14 protein-coding genes are annotated in these 14,264 nt (G+C 59.1%); 13 read left to right on the top strand and 1 reads right to left on the bottom strand.

Going from position 1 to position 14,264, the window contains the following annotated elements:
- Nucleotides 1-255: 255 nt before the first annotated feature.
- Entirely contained in the window at nucleotides 256-492 is a 237-nt protein-coding gene (locus tag OQ273_RS16710) for a hypothetical protein (RefSeq protein ID WP_267991659.1), read from the bottom strand.
- A gap of 331 nt (nucleotides 493-823) precedes the next feature.
- Here OQ273_RS16710 and OQ273_RS16705 point away from each other — a divergent pair, with 331 nt between their 5' ends.
- From OQ273_RS16705 to visN, 13 genes are all read left to right on the top strand, one after another.
- Nucleotides 824-2,392 carry a methyl-accepting chemotaxis protein gene (locus OQ273_RS16705; RefSeq protein ID WP_267991657.1) on the top strand — a complete coding sequence of 523 codons (1,569 nt, stop codon included), beginning with the start codon at nucleotides 824-826 and terminating at the stop codon, nucleotides 2,390-2,392.
- 85 nt (nucleotides 2,393-2,477) lie between these two features.
- On the top strand, nucleotides 2,478-4,460 hold the full coding sequence (locus OQ273_RS16700; RefSeq protein ID WP_267991656.1) for a methyl-accepting chemotaxis protein: 1,983 nt from the start codon (nucleotides 2,478-2,480) through the stop codon (nucleotides 4,458-4,460).
- A gap of 46 nt (nucleotides 4,461-4,506) precedes the next feature.
- Nucleotides 4,507-4,809, top strand: a complete 303-nt coding sequence (locus OQ273_RS16695; RefSeq protein WP_267991655.1) for an STAS domain-containing protein — start codon at nucleotides 4,507-4,509, stop codon at nucleotides 4,807-4,809.
- Nucleotides 4,806-5,174: a response regulator gene (locus OQ273_RS16690; RefSeq protein ID WP_267991653.1), complete on the top strand. Its 369-nt coding sequence runs from the start codon at nucleotides 4,806-4,808 to the stop codon at nucleotides 5,172-5,174. The genes OQ273_RS16695 and OQ273_RS16690 overlap by 4 nt, the downstream gene beginning before the upstream one ends.
- 13 nt (nucleotides 5,175-5,187) lie before the next feature.
- Nucleotides 5,188-7,509: a chemotaxis protein CheA gene (locus OQ273_RS16685; protein ID WP_267991651.1), complete on the top strand. Its 2,322-nt coding sequence runs from the start codon at nucleotides 5,188-5,190 to the stop codon at nucleotides 7,507-7,509.
- Nucleotides 7,510-7,513: 4 nt separating this feature from the next.
- Nucleotides 7,514-7,981, top strand: a complete 468-nt coding sequence (locus OQ273_RS16680; protein WP_267991650.1) for a chemotaxis protein CheW — start codon at nucleotides 7,514-7,516, stop codon at nucleotides 7,979-7,981.
- A gap of 104 nt (nucleotides 7,982-8,085) precedes the next feature.
- Nucleotides 8,086-8,904 carry a CheR family methyltransferase gene (locus OQ273_RS16675; RefSeq protein WP_425493424.1) on the top strand — a complete coding sequence of 273 codons (819 nt, stop codon included), beginning with the start codon at nucleotides 8,086-8,088 and terminating at the stop codon, nucleotides 8,902-8,904.
- Complete coding sequence (locus OQ273_RS16670; RefSeq protein ID WP_267991648.1) at nucleotides 8,904-9,965, top strand: protein-glutamate methylesterase/protein-glutamine glutaminase; 1,062 nt, start codon at nucleotides 8,904-8,906, stop codon at nucleotides 9,963-9,965. Before OQ273_RS16675 ends, OQ273_RS16670 begins: the two co-directional genes overlap by 1 nt.
- Entirely contained in the window at nucleotides 9,965-10,351 is a 387-nt protein-coding gene (locus OQ273_RS16665; protein ID WP_267991647.1) for a response regulator, read from the top strand. The genes OQ273_RS16670 and OQ273_RS16665 overlap by 1 nt, the downstream gene beginning before the upstream one ends.
- Nucleotides 10,351-10,893 carry a chemotaxis protein CheD gene (locus OQ273_RS16660; RefSeq protein ID WP_267991645.1) on the top strand — a complete coding sequence of 181 codons (543 nt, stop codon included), beginning with the start codon at nucleotides 10,351-10,353 and terminating at the stop codon, nucleotides 10,891-10,893. Before OQ273_RS16665 ends, OQ273_RS16660 begins: the two co-directional genes overlap by 1 nt.
- An 82-nt stretch (nucleotides 10,894-10,975) precedes the next feature.
- Nucleotides 10,976-11,371, top strand: coding sequence for a hypothetical protein (locus OQ273_RS16655; protein WP_267991643.1), 396 nt, complete (start codon nucleotides 10,976-10,978; stop codon nucleotides 11,369-11,371).
- A gap of 140 nt (nucleotides 11,372-11,511) precedes the next feature.
- The gene (fliF, locus tag OQ273_RS16650; protein ID WP_267991642.1) at nucleotides 11,512-13,227 is read left to right on the top strand and encodes a flagellar basal-body MS-ring/collar protein FliF; all 1,716 of its coding nucleotides are present in this window, start codon (nucleotides 11,512-11,514) and stop codon (nucleotides 13,225-13,227) included.
- 282 nt (nucleotides 13,228-13,509) lie between these two features.
- Entirely contained in the window at nucleotides 13,510-14,217 is a 708-nt protein-coding gene (gene visN / locus OQ273_RS16645) for a transcriptional regulator VisN (protein WP_425493388.1), read from the top strand.
- Nucleotides 14,218-14,264 lie beyond the last annotated feature (47 nt).

Raw genomic sequence — 14,264 nt, 5'->3', positions numbered from 1 at the left:
GGTTGCGGCGACAGGCAAGCCGCCCTGCTGCTCAAGCACAGGACGATAATCGGACAAGGCTAATACGAGGTAAAAACGTCGGTAGCGCCGCTTACGGCTGGTTGTCGTCCCAGGCCAGAGACGGCTCTGGCTCCGTGGAATGTTTTGAAAGCCGCAGTCCGACCGCCCGCGCAGGATCGGTCACGTCTGGTGCAAGCGGTCGCTCAGCCGGATACCGTTTGGGGCGACCGCTGGTATGATAGTGGGCTTCTTCGCCTAGATGCGCGGGTGTCCGACGGTCTTTCTCTGGGCTTCGAGAATATCCAGAAGTGAAAATGCAAGAGACATAAAAACAGCAATAATGAGGGCAATAATTCCGATAGCGAACATGCAGCAATTCTCCAACCAGTCATCATGACGGACACCGATACGATTGTGCTTCAATATCCTGCGCCAACCGTCGCAGGCAAAACTTGCACGAAGCTTGCCGAGCGTAAGATCGGCTTTTTGCACAGTTGCCCGTTCTCAGAAGTCAACACGCGGCTACATTTTTTAAGGTTTATTAACTTTAAGGAAACGAATTACCCATAGCGTTTGGCTGCGGCGGAATGGATAACGCATTCGCGTTCGGTCCATGGGCATGAGGCTGTTCCGCTGAACCGGTTATACCCCGGTATTTCATGAAAATATGTTTTTCGACTGGAATTTCGGTCCTGCGTGCGCTTCGCGGGCACCGGCCCAACATGCTCCATGGGCCAGGACTATCGTGTTTTTTGGGATTGCCAGGGCGAAATAACGCGTCGCCAATTTTCAGTATCGGCGAAGGATTGTTCGGGGAATCCGCGTGCACAGGCAGACGTCGACAAGGGGGGATCGGGCTTCGGGAAAGCGCAGGCAGCGCGATTTCCTGATGCTTGCCGAGTCGGGCGCCGATGCCGGATCCCGGGTGGGCGCCTGGGTCGGGACGGCGGCCTCTGACCTGCGTCCGGACCTGATAGCGCGGCAACTGCCCGGAGAACTGACGCGCGAAGAGGCCGACGGTCTGCGCCGATTGATGGCCGAGATCGCGGCGCAACTTGAAACAGTCGCGGATCTTGGCGACCCGATGCGCCGCGCGGCCTTTGAAGAACAGGCGCGCGAACTGGGCCGTAATATCGCGGCGAGCGGCTTCGATCCGCAATGGTGCCTAGCCGTTGTCAATCTCGTCTTTGCAAATGCCGCCGAACTCGGCCTGAAACAGAACTGGCCAAAGGGCGTGTTTGCCGGCTCCAGGCAGCACAGCCTGAACAGCGCAACGGCGGAGATGGCGGATCTGTTCGCGGTGTGCACGCGCTACACCGATTTGTTGTGGAACGGATACAGCCAGGAGCAGCGTTCAGCGTCTGAAAACGCGTTCGAGCAACGCATCGCCCAGGAGCGCGAGGCCATCAACCAGCAATTTGGCCATGCGTTGCGCGGACTGATGGTCGGCGATCTCGGCGACCGCATTGAGGGCGCAGTCCCCCCGCAGCACCGCGAGCTTGCAGCGACATTCAACGTGGCGTTGGACAGGGTACAGACGACATTCTCGGCAATCGTCAAAACCCTGCTGGCGGGTAATGAAAAGGCCGCCGCGGCAGCGACGGCGTTAACCGGCTTCACGGCCGAATCTGCGCAGGCCGCCGAACGGATCGAAGACATCACCAACGCGCTCGATGCCGCCCTTTCATCGCAAGAAAGAGCCGCGGAAGGCGCGGATGGTGTCGAAGGCGTGATTGTCGACGCACGCCGCAGCGCCGAAAACGGCGGAAAAGTCATGGGCCGCGCCGTTGAGGCGATGAACGGTATCGAGGGTCTGACCGACAGGATCGGACAGATTACAAATGCCATTGACGACATCGCCTTTCAGACGAACCTGCTGGCGCTGAATGCGGGGATCGAAGCTGCCCGGGCGGGTGATGCCGGGCGCGGATTTGCCGTTGTCGCGCAGGAAGTCAGGGCCCTTGCCCAGCGCTCCACGGAGGCGGCCAAGGAGATCGAGGGGCTTGTCGGTGACACCAGGTCCCGCATCGACCGTGGCGTGGAGGCCGTCAACGAGGCGGGAACGGCCATTGACGATGTTGTCGGACGTTTCGCACAGATCGATACGACCGCTTCGCATGCAGCCTCCGAAAACGCTCAAAGATCATCTGAAATCGAACGTTTGAGGGCCAACCTCCAGGCTGTCGGCACACGGGCTGCCGCCGTGTCTTCTCAATCGGTCTCGGCCGAAGCGCAGATGGGCGAGGTGCAAGCCAGCATCGTCCAACTGGGTGAGATCGTCCGCAGGTTCCGGCTTGGCGACGAAACGCAGCAAATGAATCAAGCCACCTATAGTGAGGAATTGGCGGTGCCGGACATTCCGGCTGACCTGCCTGTCAGGAGGCGTGCGTGAAAATGCCTCTGCTTAAAAACACTTCGCAGTTCAAGGAGCCGGGATCAGGGACCGTTCGGTCCGCCGGCGACCCAGGGGAGCATATATGAGACTGAGTATTGCAAAAGGTTTGTTGGTTTTTGGTTCCGTTATTGCGATCGGTTTCATCTGCGCCATCGGCATCAACACGCTGACCATCAGCAAGGTGGCGATCGGTTCGCCGGAATATAAGCGTATCATTGATCTCAATGAGGTGCGCGCTGATATCCAGCCGCCACCGCTGTTCCTGGTCGAGGCTTACATGCTCGCCCTTGAGGCTGAGGAAATACCCAGCCTTTTCGATGAAAATGTCACGCGGCTCAACGCGCTTGAACAAAGTTACTATGAACGCCTCGGTCATTGGCAGGAATCGAACATCGCGCCGGAACTGAAGGCTGCAATTAAGGCCGGTGTCCAGGACGACGGCGCGCGGTTTTGGCAACTGATCAACACGCGCATGATCCCGGCCATTGAAGCCGGAGACAAGGCGGCGCTGGATCCGATCCTCATAGAGTTGCACGCTGTTTACATCCGGCATCGCGAAGACTTGCAGAAAATCATTGCGGACACGCAATCAGCCCTTGCCGCTCAGGAAACGGCCGCCGGCGACATGGTCGACAACTACCAGATGCTGGCATTTTCCGCCGCGCTGATAGCCATGGCGATGTTGCTGGTCGGTATCATGGTCATACGCTGGCGGGTGGTCCGGCCAATCGGCCATATGACTGATTATATGGGCGTTTTGGCTGCCGGATCTTACAATCAGGATGTGCCCTATGTGGAGCGCTCCGACGAGATTGGCGATATGGCACAATCGGTGGAGGTGTTCCGGCAGGCCATCATTGACGGCCAGACGGCGCGCGATGCGGCAGACATGGAGCGTCGAAGCCGCGAGGAAGCGGAAGCCGGTATTGCCAGTCGCCGTGAAGAGGACGACGCGCAGCGCCGCTCGGTCATTGAAGACCTGTCGACTGGCCTGCGAAGCCTTGCCGAAGGCAAACTGACCGTTGAGCTCAAACAGCCATTCATCGCCGAATATGAAGAGTTGCGCAGCGCGTTCAATCAGACCGTCAAAGGCTTGCGCGAGACGCTGGGCGAAGTCGCCGGATCGACAGATATTGTGCAGACCGGATCGACTGAAATTTCGCAAGCGGCGGACGACCTGTCCCGCCGCACCGAGCAACAGGCGGCGGCGCTTGAAGAAACCGCGGCTGCGCTCGACGAGATTACGGCCACGGTTCGCAGCTCCTCTGTGGCTGCCGAAGAGGCCGGCCAGATGGTCGATGAGGCAAAAGACGGCACTCAGAAATCGGGCAAGGTGGTTCAGGACGCCATTACCGCGATGCAGCGCATCGAGCAGTCTTCCGGCCAGATCAGCCAGATTATCGGCGTTATCGATGACATTGCCTTTCAGACCAATCTTTTGGCGCTCAATGCGGGTGTTGAAGCCGCGCGTGCCGGCGAGGCCGGCAAGGGGTTTGCCGTTGTTGCCCAGGAAGTGCGCGAACTGGCCCAAAGGTCGGCCAACGCCGCCAAGGAAATCAAGGAACTGATTACCAATTCGGTGACCGAAGTCGGCGATGGTGTGTCGCTGGTCAGCGAGACCGGCGATGCCCTGCAGGATATCGAACAGCATGTCCTGCGCATCAACGAACGCGTTGCCGCGATCGTCACTTCGTCTCGCGAACAGACTGCGGGTCTGCAGGAAATCAACACGGCCATCAACCAGATGGACCAGGTGACCCAGCAGAACGCAGCGATGGTCGAGGAGACCAATGCCGCATGCCAGAATCTGACCTCTGAAAGCCGCAAATTGCGCGGCCTGATGACCGGGTTCGAGATCGGCAACACGGCTGTGATGGGTTCGGCGATGCCGCACATGCCGCCGGTTGTGAAACCGGTAAGCAAGGGACCTGCTGTCGCCAAGGCCGGTCACAAGCCGGTTGAATCGCCCGCGCGTGGGTTGGGGCAAAAGCTCGCGAGCGCATTTGAGGTGGATACCGCACAAGCGGTGGCCGAACCGCAGAACGACGACTGGACTGAGTTTTGAACGGCCGGAATTTACCGGCAAGGGATACGAACGGGATGGGACCGAAATGAGTGCAGAAACGGAAAATCAAGCCGGGCGGCTCGAGTTGGATGAGAACCTCGACCTGACGGCTGTCGCGCCATTGCATCAGAGCCTGCTTTCAGCACGGGGCGGTGCGCTTGTGGTCGATGCGTCGCAGGTCGATCGCGTCGGCGCCCAGTGCATACAGCTCCTGCTGAGCGCCAAAAAAAGCTGGGGCGATGACGACGTGCCCTTTCACCTGGAGGCGCCGTCCGAAACCTTCCTGTCGGCCCTTGCCTTGCTCGGGGTTGAGCCGGAAAGCCTGCATGTAAAGGAGGCGACGCAATGAAAAAGACGACAGTTCTGACAGTCGACGACTCGCGCACGATCCGCAACATGTTGCTCATGACGCTGAATGGTGCGGGATATGAAACGCTGCAGGCCGAGGATGGCGTCCACGGCCTGGAAGTTCTGGGAGGGTCCGAGCCCGATGTCATCATTACCGACATCAACATGCCCCGGATGGATGGTTTCGGCTTTATCGAGAACGTCCGTCGCAGCGAGCGCCATAGGGCTGTTCCGATCCTGGTTCTGACGACTGAAAGCGACGCCGAAAAGAAGAACCGCGCCCGCGAGGCCGGCGCAACCGGCTGGATCATCAAGCCTTTCGACCCTGAAAAGCTTATCAGCGCGATTCAGCGTGTAACGGCCTGACGGAGAGACCGCGATGGATATGAACGAAATCAAAGAGATCTTCTTTCAGGAATGCGAGGAGCAACTGGCCGAACTCGAAACCGGCCTCTTGGCGCTCAATGACGGAGATCAGGATCCGGAAACCGTCAATGCGGTTTTCAGGGCGGTGCACTCCATCAAGGGCGGCGCCGGGGCCTTTGCGCTGGATGAGCTGGTCGCTTTTGCACACGTCTTCGAAACGACCCTCGATTGCGTCAGGTCCAATCAGCTTGAAGCCACCCGTGACGTGGTCAAGGTTCTGCTGAAATCTGCGGATGTGCTGGCCGACCTGACGAATGCGGCACGCGACGGCGGTAGTGTTGAAGAAGCCCGTTGCAGCGAGTTGGTTGCCGAATTGGAAGCGCTTGCCAGGGGCGAAGTACCTGTGTCGGCCGCGCCGGCGGAAGAGGCGTCTGCTCAAGAAGCGCCCGCGGAAGCCGAGCCCGCCGATCACGACGAAGCCGGGTTTACACCGGTGCCCGTTCAGCTTGACGAACTGGATGAGGAGGACGGGGCAGACGCGGAACCCGAATTCGAGCCTGTTCCGTTCTCGTTCGATGATTTCGGTGCGGAGGGTGAGGAAGCGGCGTCGGGCTTCAAGATCCATTTCAAGCCAAAGCCCGACCTCTATCACAAGGGCAATGAAACGCTGCTCCTGCTTCGCGAACTCGGTCAACTGGGCACACTGGACGTCGATTGTGACATGAGCGCTCTTCCGGCGATTGACGAGATGGACCCAGAGGGCTCCTATCTGGTCTGGAATGCGACGCTGTCGACAAGCGAAAACGAGGAAGCGGTCCGCGCGGTGTTCGAATTTGCCGAGTGGGATTGCGACCTCGAGATCACGCCGCTCGAGGCCGTGAGCGCCGAGCCGCCGGCTGCCGAGCCGATGGAAGAGCCGGTTTCCGATCCGGTTGACGCGCCGATTGCTGAAAATGACCCGGCGCCTGAAATATCTGAGCCTGTTGAGGTCGAACCGGCAATAGAACCGATTGCCGAGCAGCCGGATGCGGCCAATGTGATCGACCTGCAGCAGGCGGCGGCGCAAGGTAAGGATGCGGCTGACGTGTCGGCGCAAAAAACGCAGGCGCGTTCGACCGCGCCGGCGGCACAGGCAACGATCCGCGTTGAACTCGGCCGCATTGACAGGCTGATCAATCTTGTCGGCGAGCTGGTGATCAATCAGGCCATGTTGGCCCAGAGTGTCGCTGAATCGGCCACATCCGGTTCGTCGGCCGTTACGATGGGGCTTGAGGACCTTCAGCAGCTGACCCGGGAAATCCAGGACAGCGTCATGGCGATCCGCGCGCAGCCGGTCAAACCGATCTTCCAGCGCATGTCGCGCACCGTTCGTGAAGCCGCAGAAATGGTCGGCAAAAATGTCCGGCTTGTCACCGAAGGCGAGGCCACGGAGGTTGACAAGACGGTCATCGACAAACTGGCCGAACCATTGACGCACATGATCCGCAATGCCGTCGATCATGGGTTGGAATCACCCGAGGACAGGGTTGCCGCCGGCAAGTCGCCGGAAGGCGTGGTCAAGCTGTCGGCCAAACACCGGTCCGGGCGTATTGTTCTGGAGATATCTGATGATGGAGCCGGTATCAATCGCGAGCGGGTACGTCAGAAGGCAATCGACAACGGCATCATAACCGCCGAAACCGCCTTGACTGACGAGGAAGTCGACAATCTGATCTTCCAGCCGGGATTTTCGACCGCCGAACAACTGTCTGACATTTCCGGCCGCGGTGTCGGCATGGATGTGGTCAAGCGCTCGATTCAGGCCCTTGGCGGACGTGTCGGTATCGTATCGACACCTGGCAAAGGGTCCGTTTTCACCATGAGCCTGCCGTTGACGCTGGCGGTGCTCGACGGAATGGTCGTGACCGTTGGCGAGCAGACACTGGTTGTCCCGCTCACCTCGATCATCGAGACCCTCAAGCCGGAAAGCGAGCATATCCACGGCTTTGGCGCCAGCGGTCAGCTCATCTCCATTCGCGACAGCTTCAAACCGCTCGTCGATGTCGGCCAGATACTGAACTTCAGCAATACGCCGACCGACCCGCTGGCGGGTGTCGCCCTGTTGGTGGATTCGGAAGATGGCGGCCAGAGCGCGTTGCTCGTCGACGCCATCCAGGGTCAGCGCCAGGTGGTCATCAAGAGCCTGGAAGCAAATTACGCCAACGTGCCGGGCATTGCCGCGGCAACCATATTGGGCGACGGACAAGTTGCCCTGATCGTCGATGTCGAGGCGGTGGTCGCTGCCTCGCGCAACGGTGCTTTGAAATCCGAAACGTCACTAGCAGCAGTGGGGTAAGACCATGCAACAGACTTCGAAAAATCTTGCAGAAGGCGCTCGCGAACTGATCGCTTTCAGGATAGGCGAGCAGGAGTTCTGCGTCGACATCATGTCCGTTCGGGAAATTCGCGGCTGGACACCGGCAACGTCGCTGCCGCACTCGCCGGGCTATGTGCTCGGAGTGATCAATCTGCGTGGAGCCGTACTACCCATCGTCGATCTATCCAGCCGGCTCGGCATGAAAGAATCAGATCCGTCCGCCCGCCACGTGATCATTGTCGCCCAGGTGCGTCAGAAGGTCGTGGGACTTCTGGTGGATGCGGTCTCCGACATCCTGACAGTCACCGATGACAACATTCAGCCGACACCGGAAGTCTCGTCCGAACTTGATCGGTCCTTCGCCAAGGGCGTTCTTGCCATCGAAGGAAGAATGATCTGCCTGATCGAGCTTGAATCGGTCTTCCCCGACGACGAAAGCGAAGCTGCATGAGTGCCTTGCCTGCCCAGGGATTAAAGCAGACGGCCGCTGCCTCAACCCGGCGGCCGGGCTTTGAAGCGCCGGACAGCGATGTTCTGGTGGACGCCGAATTTCGCATGACCGCCAAGGATCTGCGAAATATTGCGGCGATGATTTATGACGACGCCGGCATATTCCTCAATGAAAGCAAGGCGTCGCTTGTCTATTCGCGTCTGGCAAAGCGTATCCGCCGGATCGGCATGGACAGCTTTGAAAGCTATTGCAATCTCGTGGCGGGCGCCGACGGTGCTGAAGAGCGGCGGCAAATGCTGTCCTTGCTGACGACCAATTTCACGCGGTTCTTTCGTGAGGAGCACCATTTCGAGCATCTGCGCAACGACGTTCTGCCCGAACTGGTTGCGCGGGCGAAGTCGGGCGGCCGGGTGCGGCTGTGGTCTGCCGGCTGCTCACAGGGGCAGGAACCCTACACGATGGCGCTGACCCTGCTTTCGGTCATGCCGGATGCGGAACGTTATGACGTCAAGATTCTTGCCACGGACATCGATCCGGCTGTCATCGCTCATGCCAGGCAGGGCGTTTATGACGACGCGGCCATTGAAACCGTCTCGCCGCAGCTTCGCAAACAATGGTTCAAGGACCTCGGCGGCGGACAGTGGTGTGTCGATGAGGCGGTCAAGCGCCTGATTGCCTTCCGGGAACTCAATCTCATGCGTGAATGGCCCTTCAAGGGACCGTTCGATGTGCTTTTCTGCCGCAACGTCGTCATCTATTTCGACGAACCGACCCAGGCGCGCATCTGGTCCCGCTACGCGGACATGCTGGCGGTTGGCGGGTGGCTCTATATTGGACATTCCGAGCGTGTGTCCGGAGACGCCAAGGACCGCCTGAGAAGCGCCGGTATCACCACCTACCAGAAAACAGCAGGAGGCGTGTGATGCTTGCCAAGCCGGTGCGTGTGCTTGTTGTGGACGATTCCGCCACAATGCGCAGTCTCATCAGTTCCGTTTTGCAGGCGGACCCCGATATCGAGGTTGTCGGCACGGCTGGCGATGCAGCACAGGCGCGCAGCGCCATCAAACAGCTCAATCCGGACGTCATCACGCTGGACGTCGAGATGCCCAACATGAATGGGTTGGAGTTTTTAGAGAAGATCATGCGTCTGCGCCCGATGCCGGTGATCATGGTCTCCACCTTGACCAGCAGAGGCGCCGAGGCGTCTTTGGCGGCCCTTGAACTGGGCGCGTTCGACTGCATCGGCAAACCGGCGGTCACCGATCCAAACCCGTTTCCCGATCTGGCGGAAAAGGTCAAGCAGGGCGGCAAGTCGAAAGCGCGTATCGGGGCGTCCGCAACGGCGCAGCCGACCGGTGCGAATGGGCAATCGGACACAGCGGTCAATTACCGGCCCGGATCGAAAGTCGTGGCGATCGGCGCATCGACAGGTGGCGTGGAGGCGCTGATTTCACTGTTGTCGACGTTCCCGGCCAATTGTCCGCCGACACTGATTACCCAGCACATGCCCGAGGCGTTTACCAGCAGCTTTGCAGCGCGCCTTGACCGGCTGTGCAAACCCCAGGTCGCCGAGGCCTCAGATGGCGCACCCATTCGCCCCGGAATGGTCTATGTGGCGCCGGGCGGCCAAAGTCATCTTGAGATCGTTGGCAGTACGACTCTCAGGTGCAGGCTTCGCGAGGGCGAGGCTGTTAACGGGCACAGACCGTCGGTTGACGTGCTCTTCAACTCCGTCGCGGCGCACTGTGGGCGCAGGGCGGTCGGTGTCATATTGACTGGCATGGGACGTGACGGAGCATCAGGGCTTTTGCAGATGCGGCAGGGAGGGGCCGCGACGATCGGGCAAAACGAGAGCACCTGTGTTGTCTACGGTATGCCGCGCTCGGCTTTTGAGATAGGCGCCGTTGAAAATCAATTGCCCCTTCGCCGTATCGGCGAGGAGATACTGAATTTGACTACTTCCCACAGAGAGGGGACGAGATAATGTCCGTTGCAACCAGAATCAAAACCCTGATCGTCGATGATCAGGTTACAAGCCGGCTGCTGCTTGGTGAGGCGCTTCAGCAGCTCGGCTTTACGAAGATTACCACCGCAGGCGATGGCAAGCAGGCCTACGACATCATGCAGAAGGACCCGCATCACCTCGTCATCTCGGATTTCAATATGCCCGTCATGGATGGCCTGGGGTTGCTGCAAGCAATCCGCACCAATGCATCGACGAAGCGCGCGGCCTTTATCATCCTGACTGCTCAGGGAGACAAGGCCCTGGTGCAAAAGGCAGCTGCCCTCGGGGCCAACAATGTCCTCGCCAAGCCTTTCACCATAGACAAGATGAAGGCGGCGATCGAGGCGGTCTTCGGGGCTCTTTGATGACGGTTGCAGTTCCCCAAAAACGTTTGCACGTCATACAGGGTAAATATCTGGTATCCGATGATCCGAATGTGGTGCTCAGCACGATCCTCGGATCGTGCGTTGCCGCCTGTTTGCGCGATCCCGTCGCCGGCGTGGGCGGGATGAATCATTTCCTTCTGCCCGGAGAGGCCGGGTCCTCCGGTGAAGCCACCCGCTACGGCGTTCATCTGATGGAGTTGCTCATCAACGGCCTGTTGCAGAAGGGCGCAAAGAAGGACAGGCTGGAGGCCAAGGTATTCGGCGGCGCGCAGACCATGTCGCGCCTCTCCGATGTCGGCCGGCAGAACGGTGAGTTTGCCGAACGTTTTTTGACCGACGAGGCCATTCCGATTGTGAACGCAAGCCTCGGCGGTGAACTCGGCCGCAAGGTGGAGTTCTGGCCGGTCAGCGGGCGGGCAAGGCAAAACATCCTTACCGGAACTGAAACCCTGAAAGCCGTTGCACTGGAAGCGCCTGCCGCGCCCAAGAAACCGGCCCCCGACGATATCGAGTTTTTCTAGTGATGCGTTAAGGGGATCGAAACCGGCCTGCGGCATTATGTCTGGTCGGGGCAGAAGAAGACCCAGCAGGAGAATACGGGCAATGACGGGGATAGCTGGACAAGCAGTCGACATGGGCGATGTCGACCTCTCGGCAGAAGAGACACTGACGGAGCTGTTGCTTAAACTCCAGGTGGAGCTGACCGATATAGCGCAGTTGATCGAGGCTGCAGAACACGTGCTGTGTGGTGACGAGGGCGCGCCGGTCGACCCGCAGGATATCGCGGTTGTTCAAGGCATGGACCTTGCAATCCAGCGGGTGAAGGGACTTGGTGACTTTCTGGCTGAATTATCGACTCGACTGCCCGGTGAGATGCTGATCGACACGACGACGGCGCTCAACGTTCTCAAGCTTGCCGATATGCAGCAGCGTCTGAAGCCGGGGTTGCGTCCGGTGACGCAATCCGAGTCTGTCGCCGGCGACACGGAACTCTTCTAAGCCGCTTTCGGCTGCGACCCGCAGCGGCTGTTTTCACATCATTTTCGCGCAAGCTTCGATTTGTAGCTTGGCCGGGCCGGTGGAAGCTTTTTTCCAGCGGTGCCGCTCCCGCGGCGGCGTGGTGCTGATGTGGAGACAGAATGAGTCTGTTGGACCAACTTTCCAGCTTACCGGGAAATCTGGCAACTCTCGGAACCAAACGCCTTGTTGCGCTGGCCGGTACCGGAGCGCTCGCCATTGCGCTTGTCGCGCTTGCGGCGGTGTTCCTGAACCGTCCCAGCTATGAGACGCTCTATGTCGGACTGGAAGGCAGCGATTCCAACCAGATTGCAATTGCATTGGGTGAGATGGGGGTGCCGTTCGAGGTCAGCTCGGACGGTGAGACGGTCAGCGTTCCTGCCGGTCTGACGGCACGCGCCAGAATGACCCTGGCCGAACGCGGCCTTCCGAACAGTTCGACCTCCGGCTATGAACTGTTCGACAATGTCGGCTCGCTCGGATTGACCTCCTTTATGCAGGAGGTGACCCGCGTGCGGGCTCTTGAGGGCGAGATTGCCCGCACAATCCGCTCAATCAATGGAATTTCCGCCGCACGTGTTCATATCGTCATGCCCGATCGCGGCAGTTTCCGCCGTGGTGAACAAAAACCGTCGGCATCCGTTATGGTGCGGGCTATCGGCGGCGATGGCCGGCGGGCCGCACAGTCGATAAGGCACCTGGTTGCCGCTTCGGTTCCGGGTTTGAGCGTTGACGACGTGACGGTGCTCGATTCGACCGGCCAGTTGCTTGCGTCCGGGGATGACTTCTCCAACAGCACGATGAACCGGTCGCTGAATGTCGTGCAGACGGTCGAGTCCGAGATTGTCGGCAATATCGACAAGGCTCTGGCTCCGTTCCTTGGCATTGATAATTTCCGCGCCAGCGTGCGGGCAAACATAAACACCGATACCCAGCAGATTCAGGAAACCGTATTCGATCCAGAGTCGCGCGTTGAGCGTTCCATCAGGATCACGCGGGAAAACAATGCGTCGAACAGCTCCGAATCGAACGCGCCTGCGACCGTTGAACAGAACCTTCCTCAGGAGCAGGCGGCGACCGCCGCCGGGCCCCAGTCGTCGAAATCGAATGAGCGCAAGGAAGAGCAGACCAACTACGAGATCAATTCCAAGACGATTGCAACGGTCAGGAACAGCTACAGTGTTGAAAGGCTGTCGATCGCGGTCGTCATCAACGAGGGCCGTATAAAGGCCATGCTCGGCGAGTCAGCCACCAAGGCCGATATCGACGAGCATCTGGCCGAACTGCAACAGATTGTTGCCTCCGCATCCGGCCTCGACACCGACCGTGGTGATCAGATCAAGCTCACGGTCGTGCAGTTCCTTGAAGCCGAGTTGCTTAGCGAAGCCGCACAAAGCGAAAATATCGGCCAGACCGTCGGCCGCCACCTTGGCAGCATGATCAATGCCGGCGCCTTTGTTCTCGTGGCCTTGCTTGTTGTCTGGTTCGGGTTCCGGCCGCTGGCAAATGCGCTGACCGCATCGGCGGGCACCGAGGAGGAAACCGGTCCGGATCTGCCGGACTTCAGTCCGAACACCGCCACCATGGAAGGATTTGGTGCCGATTTCGGATTTGATCCCAACGATGAAGCGGGCGCGCCGGATGCCGGCGAGCTGGCGTTGGGCGGTGATGGAGCTGCCGCAGCCGATCCGCTGCCGAATTTCGGTGCCGCTCCAACCGAAGATATCGGGCGGCGTGTGAAGGAAGGGCCGGAGCGGCGGCTTGCACGCATGGTTGAAATCAACGAAGAGCGTGCCGCCAAGATCCTGCGCAAATGGGCTATAGACGACGCCGCCTAGAGCGATCCGATTCTGCACGGCTCATATCGTTTTCGTACCATCAAGTCCCAGCCGACAGATAGAGCGCTTTTGTCGCGGATTACGTGCGCTACTTTCGCTGCAATATTTAATAAGTTGTGTAAAGTGTGAGAAGTTACCATTCGATTTATGCGGTCGTGATGGTACATTGCTGATCATGGCATGACGTTTTCTAGGGGGCAAGAAGCAGCGTGCGGGGACAGTGTTGAATAGGGTTGGCTTTAAAGATGTGCGAGACGCATCGGATAGTCGCCGGCCCGGAACGTGCGAATATTCGAACAGCAACGGGCAAGGGGTGCTGCCATGAGCAGGGCGCGATTGCTCGAGGACGTGCGGGCGGCCAGCCAGTCCGGTGACATCGCCGATGGGCTGAAGTTGATTGCCGATTACGCCGGTGCCGCAAATTATCTTCTGGCCCGCTGGGACGTATATTCGGAAGGCAATCTTGAGTTTGCGGTGTCGGCCAACTGGCCGTTCGATCTGGTGCGCACGCTCGGATCCGTTCTGGTGCGTGCGCAGTTCAAGATCACCGAAATCGAACGCTGCACATCGGCAATGCTGCCGACATTCATCGACTGTCCCAAACCAATATCGATGCCGGCCCATTTGAGCCGTCAGCTTTGCGTGGTCCCTTTCGATGTCGGACCGGCCCGCATGGTTCTTATGCTGTGTTTTGTGGACGGTATGATCTTTTCCCAGAACAGGCTCCATGACATCGCTCAGATCTGCGCCTATCACCTGGCCAGTTTTCAGGAAGACATCTTCGGTGTCGAAGTGCTGCAGGAACTGACCGAGCGCGAACTGGAGTGCCTGTCCTGGATTGCCGAGGGCAAGACCAGCGACGAGATTTCGCTGATCATCGGAATCTCACGCAACACAGTGAACAATTACATCACCAGCATCATGAAGAAGACGTCCACAAAAACCAGATCGGAGGCGATTGCCCATGCCGTAAGAAACAACCTGATATAAAACGCAGATCAGCGGATCTGCATCCGTATTCCGAAACAGACGAATAG

Source organism: Hoeflea prorocentri (genome assembly GCF_027944115.1).
GTDB lineage: Bacteria > Pseudomonadota > Alphaproteobacteria > Rhizobiales > Rhizobiaceae > Hoeflea_A > Hoeflea_A prorocentri.
Note: the sequence above shows the minus strand (reverse complement) of the source record. Positions and strands in the feature narration are given on the sequence as shown.

Coding starts and splice junctions, on each gene's coding strand:
- OQ273_RS16655 (WP_267991643.1), top strand. CDS start 10,976: ATGACGGGGATAGCTGGACAAGCAGTCGACATGGGCGATGTCGACCTC.
- fliF (WP_267991642.1), top strand. CDS start 11,512: ATGAGTCTGTTGGACCAACTTTCCAGCTTACCGGGAAATCTGGCAACT.
- OQ273_RS16670 (WP_267991648.1), top strand. CDS start 8,904: ATGCTTGCCAAGCCGGTGCGTGTGCTTGTTGTGGACGATTCCGCCACA.
- OQ273_RS16680 (WP_267991650.1), top strand. CDS start 7,514: ATGCAACAGACTTCGAAAAATCTTGCAGAAGGCGCTCGCGAACTGATC.
- OQ273_RS16675 (WP_425493424.1), top strand. CDS start 8,086: ATGACCGCCAAGGATCTGCGAAATATTGCGGCGATGATTTATGACGAC.
- OQ273_RS16700 (WP_267991656.1), top strand. CDS start 2,478: ATGAGACTGAGTATTGCAAAAGGTTTGTTGGTTTTTGGTTCCGTTATT.
- OQ273_RS16660 (WP_267991645.1), top strand. CDS start 10,351: ATGACGGTTGCAGTTCCCCAAAAACGTTTGCACGTCATACAGGGTAAA.
- OQ273_RS16690 (WP_267991653.1), top strand. CDS start 4,806: ATGAAAAAGACGACAGTTCTGACAGTCGACGACTCGCGCACGATCCGC.
- OQ273_RS16695 (WP_267991655.1), top strand. CDS start 4,507: ATGAGTGCAGAAACGGAAAATCAAGCCGGGCGGCTCGAGTTGGATGAG.
- OQ273_RS16685 (WP_267991651.1), top strand. CDS start 5,188: ATGGATATGAACGAAATCAAAGAGATCTTCTTTCAGGAATGCGAGGAG.
- OQ273_RS16665 (WP_267991647.1), top strand. CDS start 9,965: ATGTCCGTTGCAACCAGAATCAAAACCCTGATCGTCGATGATCAGGTT.